Origin of the sequence: Sphingomonas sp. OV641, from assembly GCF_900109205.1 — a bacterium.
GTDB lineage: Bacteria > Pseudomonadota > Alphaproteobacteria > Sphingomonadales > Sphingomonadaceae > Sphingomonas.
Genome location: NZ_FNZB01000002.1, coordinates 568,142 through 584,075 on the forward strand (window position 1 = coordinate 568,142; position 15,934 = coordinate 584,075).

14 protein-coding genes are annotated in these 15,934 nt (G+C 67.5%); 5 read left to right on the forward strand and 9 right to left on the reverse strand.

What is annotated here, in order from left to right; all coding sequences use genetic code 11:
- Positions 1-15: 15 nt before the first annotated feature.
- Both hemH and BMX36_RS13510 read right to left on the reverse strand, forming a co-directional pair.
- Positions 16-1,023 (reverse strand): ferrochelatase, encoded by a 1,008-nt coding sequence (hemH, locus tag BMX36_RS13505; RefSeq protein WP_093066171.1) that lies wholly within the window; start codon positions 1,021-1,023, stop codon positions 16-18.
- Positions 1,020-3,230 carry a xanthine dehydrogenase family protein molybdopterin-binding subunit gene (locus tag BMX36_RS13510; RefSeq protein WP_093066173.1) on the reverse strand — a complete coding sequence of 737 codons (2,211 nt, stop codon included), beginning with the start codon at positions 3,228-3,230 and terminating at the stop codon, positions 1,020-1,022. Before BMX36_RS13510 ends, hemH begins: the two co-directional genes overlap by 4 nt.
- Positions 3,231-3,415: 185 nt before the next feature.
- Here BMX36_RS13510 and BMX36_RS13515 point away from each other — a divergent pair, with 185 nt between their 5' ends.
- The gene (locus BMX36_RS13515) at positions 3,416-3,940 is read left to right on the forward strand and encodes a helix-turn-helix domain-containing protein (protein ID WP_177179139.1); all 525 of its coding nucleotides are present in this window, start codon (positions 3,416-3,418) and stop codon (positions 3,938-3,940) included.
- A 207-nt stretch (positions 3,941-4,147) separates the two neighbouring features.
- On the opposite strand, the gene BMX36_RS13520 is transcribed toward BMX36_RS13515, so the two are convergent.
- From BMX36_RS13520 to galE, 4 genes are all read right to left on the reverse strand, one after another.
- Entirely contained in the window at positions 4,148-5,779 is a 1,632-nt protein-coding gene (locus BMX36_RS13520) for a long-chain-fatty-acid--CoA ligase (RefSeq protein WP_093066177.1), read from the reverse strand.
- A gap of 128 nt (positions 5,780-5,907) precedes the next feature.
- On the reverse strand, positions 5,908-7,065 hold the full coding sequence (locus tag BMX36_RS13525) for an acyl-CoA dehydrogenase family protein (RefSeq protein WP_093066439.1): 1,158 nt from the start codon (positions 7,063-7,065) through the stop codon (positions 5,908-5,910).
- Positions 7,066-7,314: 249 nt separating this feature from the next.
- A complete protein-coding gene (locus tag BMX36_RS13530) occupies positions 7,315-8,151 on the reverse strand; it encodes an HpcH/HpaI aldolase/citrate lyase family protein (protein ID WP_093066179.1) in 837 nt (278 codons plus the stop codon).
- Positions 8,148-9,149 (reverse strand): UDP-glucose 4-epimerase GalE, encoded by a 1,002-nt coding sequence (gene galE / locus BMX36_RS13535; protein WP_093066181.1) that lies wholly within the window; start codon positions 9,147-9,149, stop codon positions 8,148-8,150. The genes BMX36_RS13530 and galE overlap by 4 nt, the downstream gene beginning before the upstream one ends.
- 63 nt (positions 9,150-9,212) lie before the next feature.
- On the opposite strand from galE, the gene msrA reads away from it, so the two are divergent.
- Positions 9,213-9,758: a peptide-methionine (S)-S-oxide reductase MsrA gene (gene msrA / locus BMX36_RS13540; protein ID WP_066776447.1), complete on the forward strand. Its 546-nt coding sequence runs from the start codon at positions 9,213-9,215 to the stop codon at positions 9,756-9,758.
- A gap of 4 nt (positions 9,759-9,762) precedes the next feature.
- Positions 9,763-10,068, forward strand: a complete 306-nt coding sequence (locus tag BMX36_RS13545; RefSeq protein WP_093066183.1) for a hypothetical protein — start codon at positions 9,763-9,765, stop codon at positions 10,066-10,068.
- A gap of 2 nt (positions 10,069-10,070) precedes the next feature.
- Here the strand turns inward: BMX36_RS13545 and BMX36_RS13550 are convergent, their stop codons facing one another.
- On the reverse strand, positions 10,071-11,000 hold the full coding sequence (locus BMX36_RS13550) for an L-threonylcarbamoyladenylate synthase (protein WP_177179140.1): 930 nt from the start codon (positions 10,998-11,000) through the stop codon (positions 10,071-10,073).
- Positions 11,001-11,037: 37 nt separating this feature from the next.
- On the opposite strand from BMX36_RS13550, the gene BMX36_RS13555 reads away from it, so the two are divergent.
- Both BMX36_RS13555 and BMX36_RS13560 read left to right on the forward strand, forming a co-directional pair.
- Positions 11,038-12,720: an acyl-CoA dehydrogenase gene (locus BMX36_RS13555; RefSeq protein WP_093066187.1), complete on the forward strand. Its 1,683-nt coding sequence runs from the start codon at positions 11,038-11,040 to the stop codon at positions 12,718-12,720.
- Complete coding sequence (locus BMX36_RS13560) at positions 12,717-13,544, forward strand: arylamine N-acetyltransferase family protein (protein ID WP_093066189.1); 828 nt, start codon at positions 12,717-12,719, stop codon at positions 13,542-13,544. The genes BMX36_RS13555 and BMX36_RS13560 overlap by 4 nt, the downstream gene beginning before the upstream one ends.
- Positions 13,545-13,775: 231 nt before the next feature.
- Here the strand turns inward: BMX36_RS13560 and BMX36_RS13565 are convergent, their stop codons facing one another.
- Positions 13,776-15,629 (reverse strand): AMP-binding protein, encoded by a 1,854-nt coding sequence (locus BMX36_RS13565; RefSeq protein ID WP_066776438.1) that lies wholly within the window; start codon positions 15,627-15,629, stop codon positions 13,776-13,778.
- Between the two features lie 52 nt (positions 15,630-15,681).
- Positions 15,682-15,915, reverse strand: a complete 234-nt coding sequence (locus tag BMX36_RS13570) for a hypothetical protein (RefSeq protein ID WP_093066191.1) — start codon at positions 15,913-15,915, stop codon at positions 15,682-15,684.
- Positions 15,916-15,934: the final 19 nt, after the last annotated feature.

The following is a 15,934-nucleotide window of genomic DNA, read 5'->3' on the forward strand; positions in this document are numbered from 1 at the left end:
TCAGGCCCGGCGAGGCTAGGGAAGCGCCACCCAGCCTTCAAGCTCCCGGGCGAGGAGAGTGCGCAACAAATCCATGCCGACCGCGCTGTCGTTGAGGCAGGGGAGATAGGCGAAGTGTGTGCCGCCCGCCTCCATGAACGTTTCACGCCCGCGGATCGCCAGTTCCTCCAGCGTTTCTAGGCAGTCGGCGGAGAAGCCTGGGGCGACGATCGCGACCTTGCGGATGCCTTTGGCGGGCAGTTCCTGCAGCACCACATCCGTCGCGGGCTCCAGCCACTTGGCGCGGCCGAAGCGGGACTGGAACGTCACCATCACCTCGCGGCCAAGCGCCTCCTGCACCAGGCGCGCCGTCTTGTGGCAATGACAATGGTAGGGATCGCCGAGCCGCAACGTACGCTCCGGCATGCCATGAAAGCTGGTCAGCAGCGCGTCGGGCGTGAAGTCGAGCGCGGCGAGGCTGCCCTCGATCGACGCCTTGAGCGCGTCAATATAGGCGGGATCGTCGTGATAGGGCGGAAGGGTGCGCACCGCCGGCTGCCAGCGCATCACGGCAAGTCGGGCAAACGCCTTGTCATTCGCGGTGGCCGTCGTGGCGCCGGAATATTGCGGATAGAGCGGAGCAAGCAGGATCCGCTCGCACCCGGCATCCTTCAGCGCCTGGACGCGATCGCCAATGGCGGGACGGCCGTAGCGCATGGCATAATCGACCGTGACGTCCGGCCCGAACGCGCCCCCCAGCGCATGGGCCTGGGCGCGGGTGATGGCGGCGAGCGGCGATCCATCCTCGCGCCAGACCTGTTGATAGGCGTGAGCGGACTTCTTTGGCCGGGTGGTCAGCACCGCGCCGCGCAGGATCGGCTGCCAGAGCAATTTGGGCAATTCCACCACGCGCGGATCGGACAGGAACTCCGCCAGATAGCGGCGCACCGCCGGCGCGTCGGGCGCGTCCGGCGTGCCGAGGTTGATCAGGAGCACACCCACGCGACGTGGCGGTATCGGCGGGTGATCGGCTGGTTTTTTCATGCAGGTCCAAACGGTAGATGGCGCGGCCGGTTGCCGGTGGCGGACGCAAGCGCATTGGCAATGGCAGGCGCGACGGCGGGAACGCCCAGATCGCTGACGCCGCCCGGATCGGCGGCGCTCGGGATCAGCTCCACGGTAATCTCGGGCGTGTCGGCCAAGCGCGGCAGGCGATGATCGCCCAGCGTGCGAGCGTCGGCGATCCCGGCCTGAAAAGATGGCGAGCGGCCGGTGGCGAGCGCGATGGCAAACATGATGCCGCCCTCGACCTGCTGACGCACGATATCCGGGTTGATCGCGCGGCCGCAATCGACCGCTGCGACGACGCGCGATACCGCCGGACGACCGGTGGCGTCATGATGTGCCTCGGCCAGCACGGCGATCATGCTGCCGGCCATGGCGTGGCAGGCAAGCCCCTGTCCGCCGCCGGGCCGCCCGCCGTCCCAGCCGCCAAGCGACGCTGCGGTGGTGAGACAGCGGGCGAGGCGTGCGTCGTGCCCGAGCATGGCGATACGGAACGACATCGGCTCCGCGCCGGCACGGTGCGCCAGTTCATCGATGAAGCATTCGGTGAAGAAGGCGTTCGCCCGATCGGCGCTGCCGCGAAGATGCCCAACCGGCAGGGCGATGTCCGCGCGGTGATGATCCACGGCGAGCGCCGGAAGCCCGTAAGCCGGCACCGCGCCCGACATGGCATAACCATCCGCCCGGCGGGGCAGGGCGCTGGTCATGCGGGCGAGCGGATCGGCGTGCAGCAGCCGTTCTGTCAAAGCGGCGCCGGTGGCCGGCGTGGCGATCCGCGCATGCCAGCCGAGAATGCGCCCATCGCTGGACAGGCGGGCGGCCATGCGGGCCTTGGCAGGGGCACCGACACGATCATGCAGGATCGCCTCCCGCCGCGACCAGGTGAGCTGGACCGGGCGCCTGACGGACAGCGCGATCATCGCGGCCTGCACGACAGCATCATGTTCCAGCGACTGGCCGAACGAGCCGCCGACCAGCATCGGATGGATCGTCACGGCGCTTTCGGCCACGCTGAGCGCCCGCGCCGCTGCGGCACGCGCCAGGCCCGGCGCCTGGGTGGGGATCCACAGTTCCAGCCGATCACCATGCCACCAGGCAGTGGCGGTCGGCGTTTCGAGCGCAGCGTGCATGCCGATGCCGACGGAATAATCGACGCGGGCGACATCGCCGCGCAGCACATCCGCAATGTCGCCGACGCCGGCGTGCCGATCGCCCTCGACCTGCAACGCGGCATCGAGCGCACGGGCGATCGCCGCGCTATCGGCCAGCATGCCGCGCGTCTCGAAGCGCGGTCGTAGCGCCGCCACGCCCTGGATCGCGGCCCAGCCATTGTTGGCGACCGCGGCCACCCAATGTTCGTTCTCCACGACAGCGAGAACGCCCCGGACCTGGTCCGCCGCCGCCTTGTCGACCCGCACCAGCCGGCTCGCGCCGCCTGCGGGCCCCTGCGCGATGCTGGCGAACACCATGTCGGGCAGGCGCACGTCAGCGGTGAAGTTCGCCGACCCGTCCACCTTGGCCGGCGCATCCAGCCGCGGCAGCGATTGGCCGGCAAGCCGCCCTTCATCGCCGATGCGCAGTGGCAGCTCGTCGGGCAGATCGAAACCGGCCGCTGCGGCCGCCAGCTCCCCGAAGCGCAGGCGGCGATTGCCGCTGACCACCATGCCGTCGCTGGTTTCGCACTGCTCCCAATCGATTTCCCAGCGCGCCGCCGCCGCCTTGGCCAGCAGCACGCGCGCGGCGGCGCCTGCCTCTCGAAGCGCATCCTCGAACATGCGCACGGAGGTGGAGCCGCCGGTCAGCAGCAGGGCGGAACGAACCCAGTGTTCGCGCCGGATCGCATCGGGCACGTGTGCGAGGCCGCCATCGAAGAGCGCCTTGGCCGCCAGGGGATTGGCATAGACCGGGTTCAGCGGCGCGGCTTCGACACCGATCGTCCGCCAGTCTGCGCCAAGCTCATCCGCCACGATTTGCGGGAGGGTGGTGTAGACACCCTGGCCGTGCTCCGCCTGTGGCACGGCAACCGTGATGCGGCCGCTTTCCGCGATCTTCAGCCACGACCCGATCGGCGTTTCCCCGCGCTGCGGCGCCAGATCTACGGCATAGCGGCGCGGCCAGGCAGCCCAGGCGACGGCAAGGCCAAGGCCGGCCCCGCCCGTGACCAGCAAGGATCGGCGCGAAATCATCCCGCCCGCTTAGCGCGCGTCGGACGCTGCGTCATGATGCTACGCGGCCGATGTGGTTAACTTTATGATAAGACCAGAAAAACTGTTTTGACACGGGTTGTTGCCGGAACGGATATGTTGTTCAAGCGTAGGGCTGGGAGCATCCGGCGGAAACACGCCGGCACAAGGGGAGTTCGGAGATGGCCATGGGAGCCGACGATAATCCTATTCTTGAACGAATCGAGAAGGTGTTGGCCGAGCTTTCCAAAACGATCTCCACTCCGCCCATCCCTCCCAATGCCGATGTGGTAGCGGCGATAGAAGCGACCGCGCCGTCAGCCCCTGCCGCGTCGATCGCCGCCGCTCGGCTGAATGTCGCGATCGGCTGGATCCGATCGCGCGCTTGTCGCGACCGCGCATTCGGGGACGATCTGTTCTTTGATCCGGCGTGGAGCATTCTGCTGGAGCTCTACGTCCACCACCGGCAGCGCACCGCCACGTCCATCACGTCATTGTGCCTGGCCGCCAAAGTGCCGCCCAGCACCGGACTGCGCTGGGTCGCGCTTCTGGAAAAGCGCGGGTTGGTGATCCGTGAGGCGGATCCATTCGACAAGCGCAAGAGCTATGCGCAACTGACACCCGAAGCCATCGCGCGGGTCGAGCGCGCGCTGGACGATACGATCGAGAGCAATCGCCAGCTAGGAATCGAGTGCGTGCGGATGGTCAATTAGGTCAATCGCTTGCTGCACATGAAGTGCGGCAAGCGACAAGGCCTGCGCATCGGGACCATTTTTTTCCGGCGAGGTACGATCCAGACAGTCGAGCACAAGGCGCAACATCGCCGTGCATTCGGCCGCCGTGACCTCTTTCAATTGGGCGCCCATGGCGGAATAGCGGATTGCCAGAAATTTTGTTCCTTAGCAATCCTAACTATTTAATCAGCCCGGTGACCCCGGCAGAACATAGCCTTCCATGCGCTGACGGATCAGTTTCTTGTCTATCTTTCCCGTGGCGCCGAGCGGGATCTCTTCAACGAAAACAACGTCGTCGGGCATCCACCATTTGGCGATCCTGCCTTGCAGGAAGGCGAGCAGATCCTCTCCGGTGGTGGATGCGCCCGGCTTCAGCTGGCACAGGAGGACGGGCCGTTCGTCCCATTTGGGATGCGCGACTCCGATCACCGCCGCGAGCGCCACGGCCGGGTGGCCGATGGCGATATTCTCGATCTCGATCGAACTGATCCACTCGCCGCCCGACTTCACCACATCCTTGGCGCGATCGGTGATCTGCATATAGCCGCGCGCATCGATGGTGGCGACGTCGCCGGTATCGAAGAAGCCCTCCTCATCCAGGATGTCGCCGCCCTCGCCGCCGAAATAGGAGGAGACGATCGTCGGTCCCTTGATTTTCAGATGGCCGAAGGTGTCGCCGTCGTGCGGCAGGACATGGCCATCATCGTCGGTCAGCTTGAACTTCAGCCCGCACATCAGGCGGCCCTGCTTGATCTTGTAGGCGACCTGCGCGTCATCATCCATCGCGGCGACGTCCGCGCTGGGCGATGAGAGGGTGGCGAGGGGGGAGGTCTCCGTCATGCCCCAGCCCTGCGTGACCTCCACGCCGAATTCGTCGCGGAAGGCGCGGACGAGCATTTCCGGCACCGCAGAACCGCCAATGGTGACGCGCTGGAGCGAGTCGATCCGCCGCCCGGAGCTGCGCAGATACTGGAGCAAACCCTGCCAGACGGTGGGCACCGCGGCCGAGTAGGTGACGCCTTCGGATTCGATCAGATCACAGATGGACTCGCCGTCCATTCGCGGTCCGGGCAGCACCAGCTTCGCGCCGACCGCCGGGGCGGAATAGACGACGCCCCAGGCATTGGCATGGTACATCGGCACAACGAGCAGCACCGTATCGCGTGCGGACAGCGCCAGTGCATCGGCCTGAAGCGTCAGCATCGTGTGGAGATAGTTGGAGCGGTGCGAATAGAGCACGCCCTTCGGATTGCCGGTCGTGCCGCTGGTGTAGCAGAGGCCGCAGGCGAGGTTCTCGTCAAACCCGCCCCAGGCATATTCCGCCGGCTCGCCCGCGATCCAATCGTCGAAGGCGGTGGCGGCATAGTCCGTCGCCGGCATGGACGCCGCATCGCACAGGAAGATCACCCGCTCGATGCCCGGCGCCTGCGGCAGCAGCTGCGCGACGATGTCGGCGCAATTCGGATCGACGAGCAGGATGCGATCGCCGGCATGATTGGCGATATAGGCGATCTGTTCGAGGAACAGGCGCGGGTTCAGCGTGTGAAGCACCGCGCTCATGTTGGTTGCGCCATACCAGGCGGCGAGGTGGCGATGGGTGTTCCAGCCCATCGTCGCGACGCGGTCGCCCTGCCGGATGCCGGCGCGGGCGAGCGCCGCGGAGACGCGCTTCGCCATGGCGTGGACGGCGGAATAGTCGGTGCGGGTGACGGCGCCGGTCCAGTCGCGGGAGACTATTTCACGGGTCGGCGACCAGGTAGCGGCGTGATCAAGGAACGTGTCGACCGTCAGTTGCCCCGACTGCATCAGGCCCAGCATTGGTATCCTCTCCATCTTCCGTCATGCCGGGCTTGTCCCGGCATCCAGTCATCCGCGTACTCAGCGGCCGTCAGGTTTGCGGCACCCGGCATGCCGGAACAAGCCCGGCACGACGGTGCGCCGACGGGTCAACCCTGCGCCGCCTTCCAATCCCGCTTCACCTTCTTGGCAAGGCTCCATTTGTGGACTTCGGTGGGGCCGTCGTAGATGCGGAAGGCGCGCACCTCGCGGAACACCTGTTCCACGATGGTGTCGCCGCTGACGCCGGTCGCACCCATCACCTGGACGCAGCGGTCGGCGATGCGCATCAGCGCCTCCGACACGGCGACCTTTGCCATCGAGCTCTCCACCGTGCCCAGCACGCCGGTGTCGAGCACGTCGGCGCACCAGTCGATCATCAGCTCCGCCTGCTTCAGATCGATGAGGTTTTCCGCCAGCATGAAGCCGACGCCTTCGTGGTCGACCAACGGCTTGCCGAAGGCGTGCCGGCGGTTGGCGTAATCGGTCGCGATCTCATGCGCCCGGGCGCAGGCGCCGTGCCAGCGCATACAGTGGGTGAGGCGGGCGGGCGCGAGGCGGACCTGCGCGAGCTTGAAGCCATCACCCGGGTCGCCGAGCATCTGGTCGGCCGGCACGCGCAAATTGTCGATCGTGACCACGGAATGCCCGCCGGGCATCGAGCTGTCGATCGTGTCGAGGACGCGCTCGATGCGGATCGCGGGATCGGGCAGGTCGACCAGGAACATCGACGCGCCTTCGTCAGCCTTGGCCATGACGATGCCGACCTTCGCCCCGTCCGCGCCGGTGATGAACGTCTTGCGGCCGTTGATGACCCAGTGATTGCCATCGCGCACCGCAGTGGTCAGCATCATCGACGGGTCGGAGCCGGCGCCGCCATCCGTGGCGGGCTCGGTCATGAAGAAGGCCGAGCGCGCCTCGCCGGCGACCAGCGGCTTGAGGAAGCGCTCCTTGAGCTCCGGGCTTGCCCTCTGGCCGAGGAGATACATGTTGCCCTCGTCCGGGGCCATGACGTTGACCGCCAGCGGGCCGAGCGGGGAGAGGCCGGAGGCGCGCAGCACGTCCGCCGTCTCGCGATGCGTCAGGTGGCCGCCGTCGGGCAGGATGTGCGGCGTCAGCACGCCCGCCTCGCGCGCGAGCCCGCGCATCTCCTGCACCAGCGCGTCGGATGGCCCGTGCGTCCCGCAGCGCGGATCGCGCTCATAGGGCACAATCCGCTCGCGCACGAACGCCTCGACCTTGGCGGCGATCTCCTGGCCTCTCGTCATCCCCATTCCCGCATGATTGTTGTCAGATGGGGGTGGCTTTGTCGTGTTTCGTTGTGTGTCGCCAGTTTTATTCGATGGTCATCCTGGCCTTGCGCCGGGATCCAAGGTGCCGCGGATGCTGTCGCTGGAGGCATGAGCGCAGCGTGGGAGGAGGGTTGGATCCCGGATCAAGTCCGGGATGACGGGGCGAGTGGAGGCAGCGGCTCCCTTCTTCGTCATGCCGGGACAAGCCCGGCATGACGTTGTGGGTTAGTCGACCAGCGCCAGCAGCCGCCGCGCGCTTTTCAGGTGCGGGGCGTCGATCATCTTGCCGTCCAATTGCAGCGCGCCGGCGCCTGGGTTGGCCTCAAAGGCGGCGATGACGGCGCGGGCGTGGGCGAGTTCGGCTTCGCTGGGGGTAAAGGCGTGATTGATCACGGCCACCTGCGTCGGGTGGATCGCGAGCATGCCGGTGAAGCCGTCGCGGCGCCCACGCGCGGCATAAGCGGCGAGGCCGTCGAGGTTGCGGAAGTCGGGGAACACCGTCTCGATCGCGGGAACGCCGGCGGCATGGGCGCCGAACAGGGTGAGTGCGCGAACGACGCGATAGGGATCGGTGTAGCTGCCGTCCTCCTCACGCGCGGTGGCCGCGCCCACGGCGGCGGGGAGATCCTCCGCGCCCCAGGTGACGCCGGCGAGGCGGCCGGCGACGCTGCCGAAGGTGCCGAGCTGGAACACCGCCGCCGCCGTCTCGCTGGCGACGGGGAGGATGACGTAATCGCCCGGCAGGCGATTGGTGAGGGTGTCGACGGATGACGCGCCTTCCGCCTTGGGCAGGACGATGCCGTCGAGCGAGAGGCCGGCGAGCGCCTCCAGATCGGCGGCGACCTCATCGCTGTCGATCGGGTTGATGCGCACGAAGATCGCCGGGCCGCCATCGCGCGGCGCCTCGATCCAGGCGCGGACGGCGGCGCGTGCCTCGGCCTTGCGATTGGGGGCGACGGCGTCCTCGAGATCGAGGATCAGCGCGTCGGCGCCGGTCGCGACTGCCTTGGGGAAGCGTTCCGGACGGTCGCCGGGGACGAACAGGAGCGAGCGCAGCTTCACTTGCCCATCTCCGCCAGCTTGCGTTCCCAGGCGAGCGCATCGCGCACGATGCCGTCGAGATCGGCGCGCTTCGGCTGCCAGTCGAGCGCGGCAAGGATCGCGCTATTGTCCGCCACCAGCTCGGCCGGGTCGCCGGCGCGGCGGCCCTCGATGCGGCGCTCGATCGTCATGTTGGTGACGCGATCGACCGCGTCGAGCACTTCGAGGACCGAGAAGCCGCGGCCGTAGCCGCAGTTGAAGGTGAAACTCTCGGTGGGCGCGGCGATCAGCTGCTTCAATGCGGCGACATGCGCGTCGGCGAGGTCGGAGACGTGGATGTAATCGCGCACGCCGGTGCCGTCGCGGGTGGCGAAATCGGTGCCGAACACGCCGACGGCTGGGCGCTTGCCGGTCGCCGCCTCGACCGCGATCTTGATGAGGTGCGTTGCACCAACGGTGGACTGGCCACTGCGCCCCTTAGGATCGGCGCCGGCGACATTGAAATAGCGCAGCGCGCCATAGTTCATCGGATGTGCCGCCGACACATCGCGCAGCATCGCCTCGGTCATCAGCTTCGACATGCCATAGGGGTTGATCGGCGCCTGCGGATCGCCCTCGGTGATCGGAACCTTGGTCGGGTTGCCGTAGGTCGCCGCCGTCGACGAGAAGATGAAGTGCGGCACGCCTTCCGCCACCGCGCTTTCGATCAGGCTGCGCGTCGCGGCGGTGTTGTTGCGATAATATTTGAGCGGGTCGCTGACCGACTCCGGCACCACCACCGAGCCGGCGAAGTGCATGATCGCCTGCACGCGATGTTCGCGGATCACGTCGCGCACGCCAGCATCCTCGACGGCGATGTTGACGAAGGCGGCGCGCGGGTCGACGGCCCAATCGAAGCCGGTCACGAGATTGTCGATCACCACCACCTGGTAACCGGCATCGAGCAGCGCCAGCACCGCATGGCTGCCGATGTATCCGGCCCCGCCCGTTACCATCACCTTGCCGTCGAATGCTGCCATGCGTGTGCTCCTTTGCGCGCGCCCTAGCGGCTTCCTACATAAGCGGCAAAGGAGACCTTCCCCATGACCGAATATGCGACGCTGGCCGGTGGCTGCTTCTGGTGCACCGAGGCCGTGTTCAAGGACGTGATCGGCGTCGAGAGCGTCGAGAGCATCTATATCGGCGGCACGGTGCCCAATCCGACCTACAAGCAGGTCTGCGGCGGCGACACTGGCCATGCCGAGGCGATCCGTGTCGGCTTCGATCCGGAGCAGGTGAGCTATGCCGACCTGCTCGACATCTTCTTTGCCACGCATGATCCGACGCAGCTGAACCGCCAGGGCAATGACGTGGGCACGCAATATCGCTCGGCCATCTTCCCGATGACGGTGATGCAGGAAGAGCAGGCAAACCAGGCGATCGCCCGGGCGCAGGCTGACCATGACAAGCCGATCGTCACCACGATCGAGCAGGCCGACGAATATTATCCGGCGGAGGATTATCACCAGGATTATTGGGACGGCGAAGGGCAGCGGAACCCGTATTGCCTGGCGGTGATCCCGCCCAAGCTGCAGAAGCTGCGCAAGAGCTTCGCGGCGCGGTCCAAGGCGGCGACGGTCGCCGCCTGACGCCATGACATTCGACCTCCGCGCGGCGCTGCTGAAAAAGGCGGAGGTCGAGACCGCGCGGCTGGTGGATTTCGAGTTCCGGCTGCGGGCGCGGACGATGCGCTTGCTGGCGGCGCGGATCGGGGCGGAGCCAGAGGCGCTGGTCGCACGCATCGTTCGGGCGGATGACGCCATGATCGTCGCGGAACTGGCACAGGCACGGGGTCTGGCATTCGAGGCGCTGGAGCTGGACTACCGCCAGAGCGCTGCGGAAGCGCGGGCGCAACTGGTGGCCGAGCGTGGCGATCCGTCGCCGTACCGGCTTGCCTGAACCTAGCGGTGTGCGGCGCGGCGCAGGCGGTCGTTGATCGCTTCGCCGATGCCCTCGCCGGGCACCGGTGCGATGGCGATGCGCGGCGGCTGGGCCGCATCGGCCCGGTGGAGCGCATCGAAGAGGCGGGCGGCGGCCTCGACCGGATCGCCGGCGGCCGACAGCGTGTCGTCTCCCGTGATGGCGCCGAAACCGATCAGCCATTCGTCGCCCTGACGTTCACGCGCGTCCAAGCGAAGCGGCTTGGCGGGCGCATAGTGCGTGGCGAGCTGGCCGGGCGCGGTGATGCGGTCGTCCTTGGGCGCGGCGGGCAGACCGAGTTGGTCGGCGGTGATCGGGCCGGGACGCAGGATCGCGCCACTTCCGGCCCCGAAGCCCACAATGGTGGACTCGAGGCCAGCGGTGGTCGGGCCATCGTCCAGGATCAGCGGCACGCGGGTCCCCAGGCTGGCGGCGACATGCGCCGCGCGCGTGGGGCTGATCGCGTTGCTGGCGTTGGCGGACGGAGCGGCGAGCGGGCGGCCCGATGCGCTGAGCAGCGCCTGCATCGCGCGGTGCGCCGGGACGCGGAGCGCGATCGTATCGAGGCCGGCGGTGACCAGGCCGGCGATGCCCATATCGGGGCGGAGCGGCAGGACGAGGGTGAGCGGGCCGGGCCACCAGCGCTCCGCCAAGGCGCGCGCGGCAGCGTCGACATGCGCGATTCGCTCCGCCGCCTGGAGATCGGGCAGGTGGACGATCAACGGGTTGAAGCTGGGACGCCCCTTGGCGGCATAGATGCGCGCGACCGCATCGGCATTGGTCGCGTCCGCGGCAAGCCCATATACCGTCTCGGTCGGCACGGCGACGATCCCGCCTGCCTGGATCAGCGCCGCCGCCTCCGCGATCGCGGCGTCGCCGAAGTTCAGGATTCGAGGGATTTGAGCCGTCATCGCCGGACGGTATAGCGGCGCGAGACTGGAGAAGAACATGCCTTACACTGCCCCGATCGCCGAGCAGCGGTTCGTGCTCGAGCAAATCGTGCGGATCGACGAGCTTGCCGCTACGGATCGCTACGCCGCCGCCAGCCCCGACGTGATCGACGCGGTGCTTGAGGGAATCGGGCAATTGGCTGAAGGTGAATGGGCACCGCTGGCACGGGCGGGCGACACGGTCGGCGCCAAGTGGACGCCGGACGGCGTGGTAATGCCGGAAGGGTATCGCGAGGCATATCGCACGTATGTCGAGGGCGGCTGGGGGACGATCGGCGTGCCCGAGGCGTTCGGCGGGCAGGGCCTGCCGTTCGCGGTGCAGTGCGCCGTGCTGGAGACGCTGGGCAGCGCCAACATGGGCTTCGCGCTGGCGCCGATCCTGTCGGTGGGCGCGATCGAGGCGCTGCAGCACCACGGGACGCCCGAGCAGCAGGCGACCTGGCTGCCCAAGCTCGCGACGGGCGAATGGACCGGCACGATGAACCTCACCGAGCCGCAGGCGGGCAGCGATGTCGGCGCGCTGCGCGCAACCGCCACGCCGCGCGGCGATGGCACCTTCTCGATCAAGGGCACCAAGATCTTCATCTCGTTCGGTGACCATGACCTCGCCGACAATATCGTCCACCTCGTGCTTGCCCGCACGCCGGATGCGCCCAAGGGGACCAAGGGGATCTCGCTTTTCCTGGTGCCCAAGGTGCGCAGCGACGGCACGCCGAACGACGTTCGCGTGGTGTCGATCGAGCACAAGATGGGGCTGCATGCCTCGCCGACCTGCGTGCTTTCCTTCGGCGACCATGACGATTGCGTCGGCGAGCTGATCGGCCCCGAGTTCGGCGGGATGCGCGCCATGTTCACGATGATGAACAACGCTCGCCTCAACGTCGGGCTTCAGGGCGTGCAGGTGGCCGAGGCGGCGACGCAGAAGGCGGTGGAATATGCCCGCGAGCGCGTGCAGGGCGCGCGCGAGGGCAAGGCCGCGGCCATCATCGAGCATCCCGACGTGCGCCGCATGCTGATGCGGATGAAGGCGCAGACGCAGGCGGCGCGCGCCTTGGTCTATTATGCCGCGGGCCAGGTGGATCGTGCGACCATGGGCGACGCGTCGGCGCGCGACCGGCTGGAGATCGCGACGCCGCTCGCCAAGGCGCATGGCACCGACCTTGGCAACGAAGTCGCCAGCATCGGCGTGCAGGTGCACGGCGGCATGGGATATATCGAAGAGACGGGCGCGGCGCAGTTCTTCCGCGATGCGCGGATCACTCCGATCTATGAAGGCACCAACGGCATTCAGGCGGCAGACCTGGTAGGGCGCAAGCTGTCGTTGTCCAACGGCGCGGCGTTCGCGACGCTGATCGAGGATCTGCGTGGGGCGGCGCATCCGGCGCTCGGCGAACTGGTGGCCGCGTGTGACTCGGTCGGCCGGCGCTTGCAGTCGGCGGACGCGGATGATCGGCTAGCGGCGAGCTATCCCTTCCTGACCATGCTGTCGGTCGCGACCTGCGGCTGGCTGCTGGAGCGCGAGGCAGCGGCGGCTGGCGACGATGCGTTCGGGCGGGCGAAGAAGGCAGTGGTCACCTTCTACCTCGACCAGATCGTGCCGGAGGCGCTGGGCTTGCGCGCCGCAGCCGAAGCGCCCGCGGCGGCGCTCTATGCGCTCGAGGCGGAGGCGTTTGCCGCATGAGCGTGCCTTTCAACCTGCCGGCCTATCTGGAGCGTATCCGCCTGCCGGCGCGCGTGACGGTCGATCATCACGGGCTTGCCGCCGTGCAGCGCGCGCACCGGCTGGCGATCCCATTCGAGAATCTCGACGTCGCGCTGGGACGCGGGATCAACATCTCGTCGGATGCGGTATTCGGCAAGCTCGTCGTCGGCGGGCGTGGCGGCTATTGCTTCGAGCATAACCGGCTGTTCCTCGACGCGCTGGCAGCGCTGGGGTTCGAGGCGCGGCCGCTGTTGGCGCGGGTGTGGCTCAACGGCGGCGACGTGCCGCCCAAGACGCATACGCTGAGCCTCGTCACGATCGATGGGGAAGAATGGATCGCCGATCCGGGCTTTGGCGGCAGCTATACGCCGCCCATGCCGCTGGTGGAGGGCGCGGAAGCCGTGGCGCCCGATGGCGCGACGTTCCGGCTGGTGCGTGAGGCCGCGCATGGCTGGATGCTGATGCGCGACGGACATAGCGCCACGACGGACGGACGGGGCGGGGGCGAGGGATACCAGCCGCAATACAGCTTCACGACCGATACCGTGTGGACGGCGGATCTGGAGGTGTCGAACCGCTGGACCTCCACGGCGCCGGACACCCGCTTTACCACGCTGAAGGTGGTGAGCATCGTCCTGCCGCACGGTTTCGCCACGCTGACCGACCGGCAATATCGCCGGCGGGCGGGCGAAGAAGAGACGGCGGCGGTGATCGAGGATCCACGCGTCTATCGCATGCGCCTGAGCATGATGTTCGGCATCGACCTGTCAAAGGAAGAGGTCGCGGCGCTCGGGTTGTTCTGAGCGAAGTAGGCGTTCCCACACAAGTCCGTCATCCCCGCGGAGGCGGGGATCCATGGGCGCTGTCGGTACGATGGGCTCGCGACGTCAGCGCTTATGGATTTCCGCCTTCGCGGGAATGACGGTGGCTGGAGGGGTGAGCGGGGCAGTCCTCCCCCGTTCGTGTTGAGCCCGTCGAAGCACATGGGCGTGGCACGCCCTTCGACAGGCTCAGGGCGAACGGGTGGTTTGGCCTTACGCCTCCACCTCGATCACGCCGTCGCTGAGCTCGTCCGCGAACAGCGCCTTCACCACGTCGTCTCGGGCGGTGAGCGTGGCGCGCTGGTTCACATAGCCCTTGTCGGTGATTTCGCCCGCGTCGATCGACGGCGGCGTGCGCAGCACGGCGAAGCGGCGGACGCGGCGTGACGAGCCGCCGGCGGTGGCGTTGAACGCCTCCAGCCTCTCCTTCACCAGTCCCTCCAGCGCCGGGATCGGATCAGAGCCGGGCGCTGCCTCCGCCAGGGTCTGCAACGCTGCGGGGGAGGGCCAGGCGAGGACGGCGATGAACGGCTTGTCCTGACCGGCGATCACCACATCCTGGATGTACGGCGAGCAGGCGGCGCAGATATCGGGGCGAAGCGTGCCGACCGACACCCAGGTACCGGTGGACAGCTTGAAATCCTCCGTGACGCGCCCGTCGAACACGAGGCCGAGTTCCGGCCGATCGGGATCGAGGAACTTCGCCGCGTCGCCCAGCATGTAATAGCCTTCCTCGTCGAAGGCAGCGGCGGTCTTTTCAGGATCGTTGTGATAGCCGGTGGTGACGGTCGGGCCCTTTACGCGCACCTCCAGCTTGGCGCCGTTGGGCACCAGCTTCAGCGTCGATCCCGGCAGCGGAAGCCCGATCAGGCCGACGCGCTCGGACGCCCAGTGGACCACGGTGACGCCCAGCGTCTCGGTCGCGCCATACATGGTGGTGAAGGGCATGCGCTCGCCCGTTTCGGCAACCGCCAGTGCCTGCATGCGATCATACAGGTCATCGGAAAGCGTCGCGCCGCCATAGCCCATGCCGCGCAGGTTCTTGAAGAACGCCTGCCTGAGCGTCGCATCGCGCTCCATCGCATCGGCCAGCATGGCGAAGGCGACCGGCGCGGAGCCGAAGCTCATCGGCGATACCTCGCGCAGGTTGGCGATGGTCGTTTCGAACAGACCCGGTACCGGCTTGCCCTCGTCGATGTAGAGCGTGCCGCCGCCGGCGATATTGGCGTTGAAGTGGATGGTCCCGGCTGAGATGTGATTCCACGGCATCCAATCGAGCGAGATCGGGTGATCAACGGGATCGGGATCGTCGCGCAGCCCCTCGGACGCGGCGATCAGGTTCACGAACATGCCCTGATGCTGCGGCACGCCCTTTGGCATGCCGGTGGAGCCGGAGGTGAAAAGGTATTTGCCGACCGTGTCATGGGTCAGCGCCTCACGCGCCGCATCCACCGCCGGCGTGGCGACGGTGCCGGTCAGCTCGGCAAAGGGAATGGTGCCAGCGCCGCCGTCAATGGTGACAAAGGTGAGCGAGGGATCAAGCTCCCGCAGCGTTTCGAACGCGCGGGCAAACGTTTCCGAGTTTTCGGCGAAGACGATGCGCGGGCGCACGGTGTTGAAGCAATGCTTCAGCTTCGCGTGATCGGTGGAGACCAGGCTGTAGGCCGGGCTGAGTGGTGCGATCGGCACACCGGCGGTGAAGCAGCCAAGCATCAGGATGCCATGCGCCACCGAATTGCCGCTGATGCACATCACGGCATCGCCGGCGCCGAGCCCGCGATCGAGCAGCCATTGCGCAACGCTGTCCGCGGCCTTCTTTCCCTCGCCATAGGTGACGCCCTGCCACGGGCCATGGCCCGGTGCGCGCTGCATCAGCCACGGGCGATCGGGATGAAGCGCCGCCTTCTCGGCCATGACGTGCGGGATCGAGCGGGCCGGCGTGCCCATGGCGTGGTTCGAACTGACGAGGATGGCGCCATCCGGGCGATGCTCGACGGAAATGTCCGGCCCCTTCTGCGGCAGGCGGCGGAAGGGAGGCGGATTTGTCATGGCCGGCGCAGTCGCCATCGGGGTCTCTCCTGAAGTTTGTCCCGATATAAGCCAGCCGTATTACGTTCGCCTAGCGCTGATTGTGCGCCTTACCGCCGTCCCGCACCGCCACATGGACCAGAACGGCGGTGGACAGGAGAATCGAGGAAACGAGCCCGCCGATCGCGAGCAGCCCGCCGCTCGTCACCTCGATCCGCGCGTCCAGGCGGTGGCGCTTGCCCAGCCGGATCGTCGCACGCGCGCGGTGATGAATCGGAGCGGCGGCGCCGACCCGCGACACAGGGTGGATCAATGTGCCAGCCATGTGCCGGTAACGCTGCGGC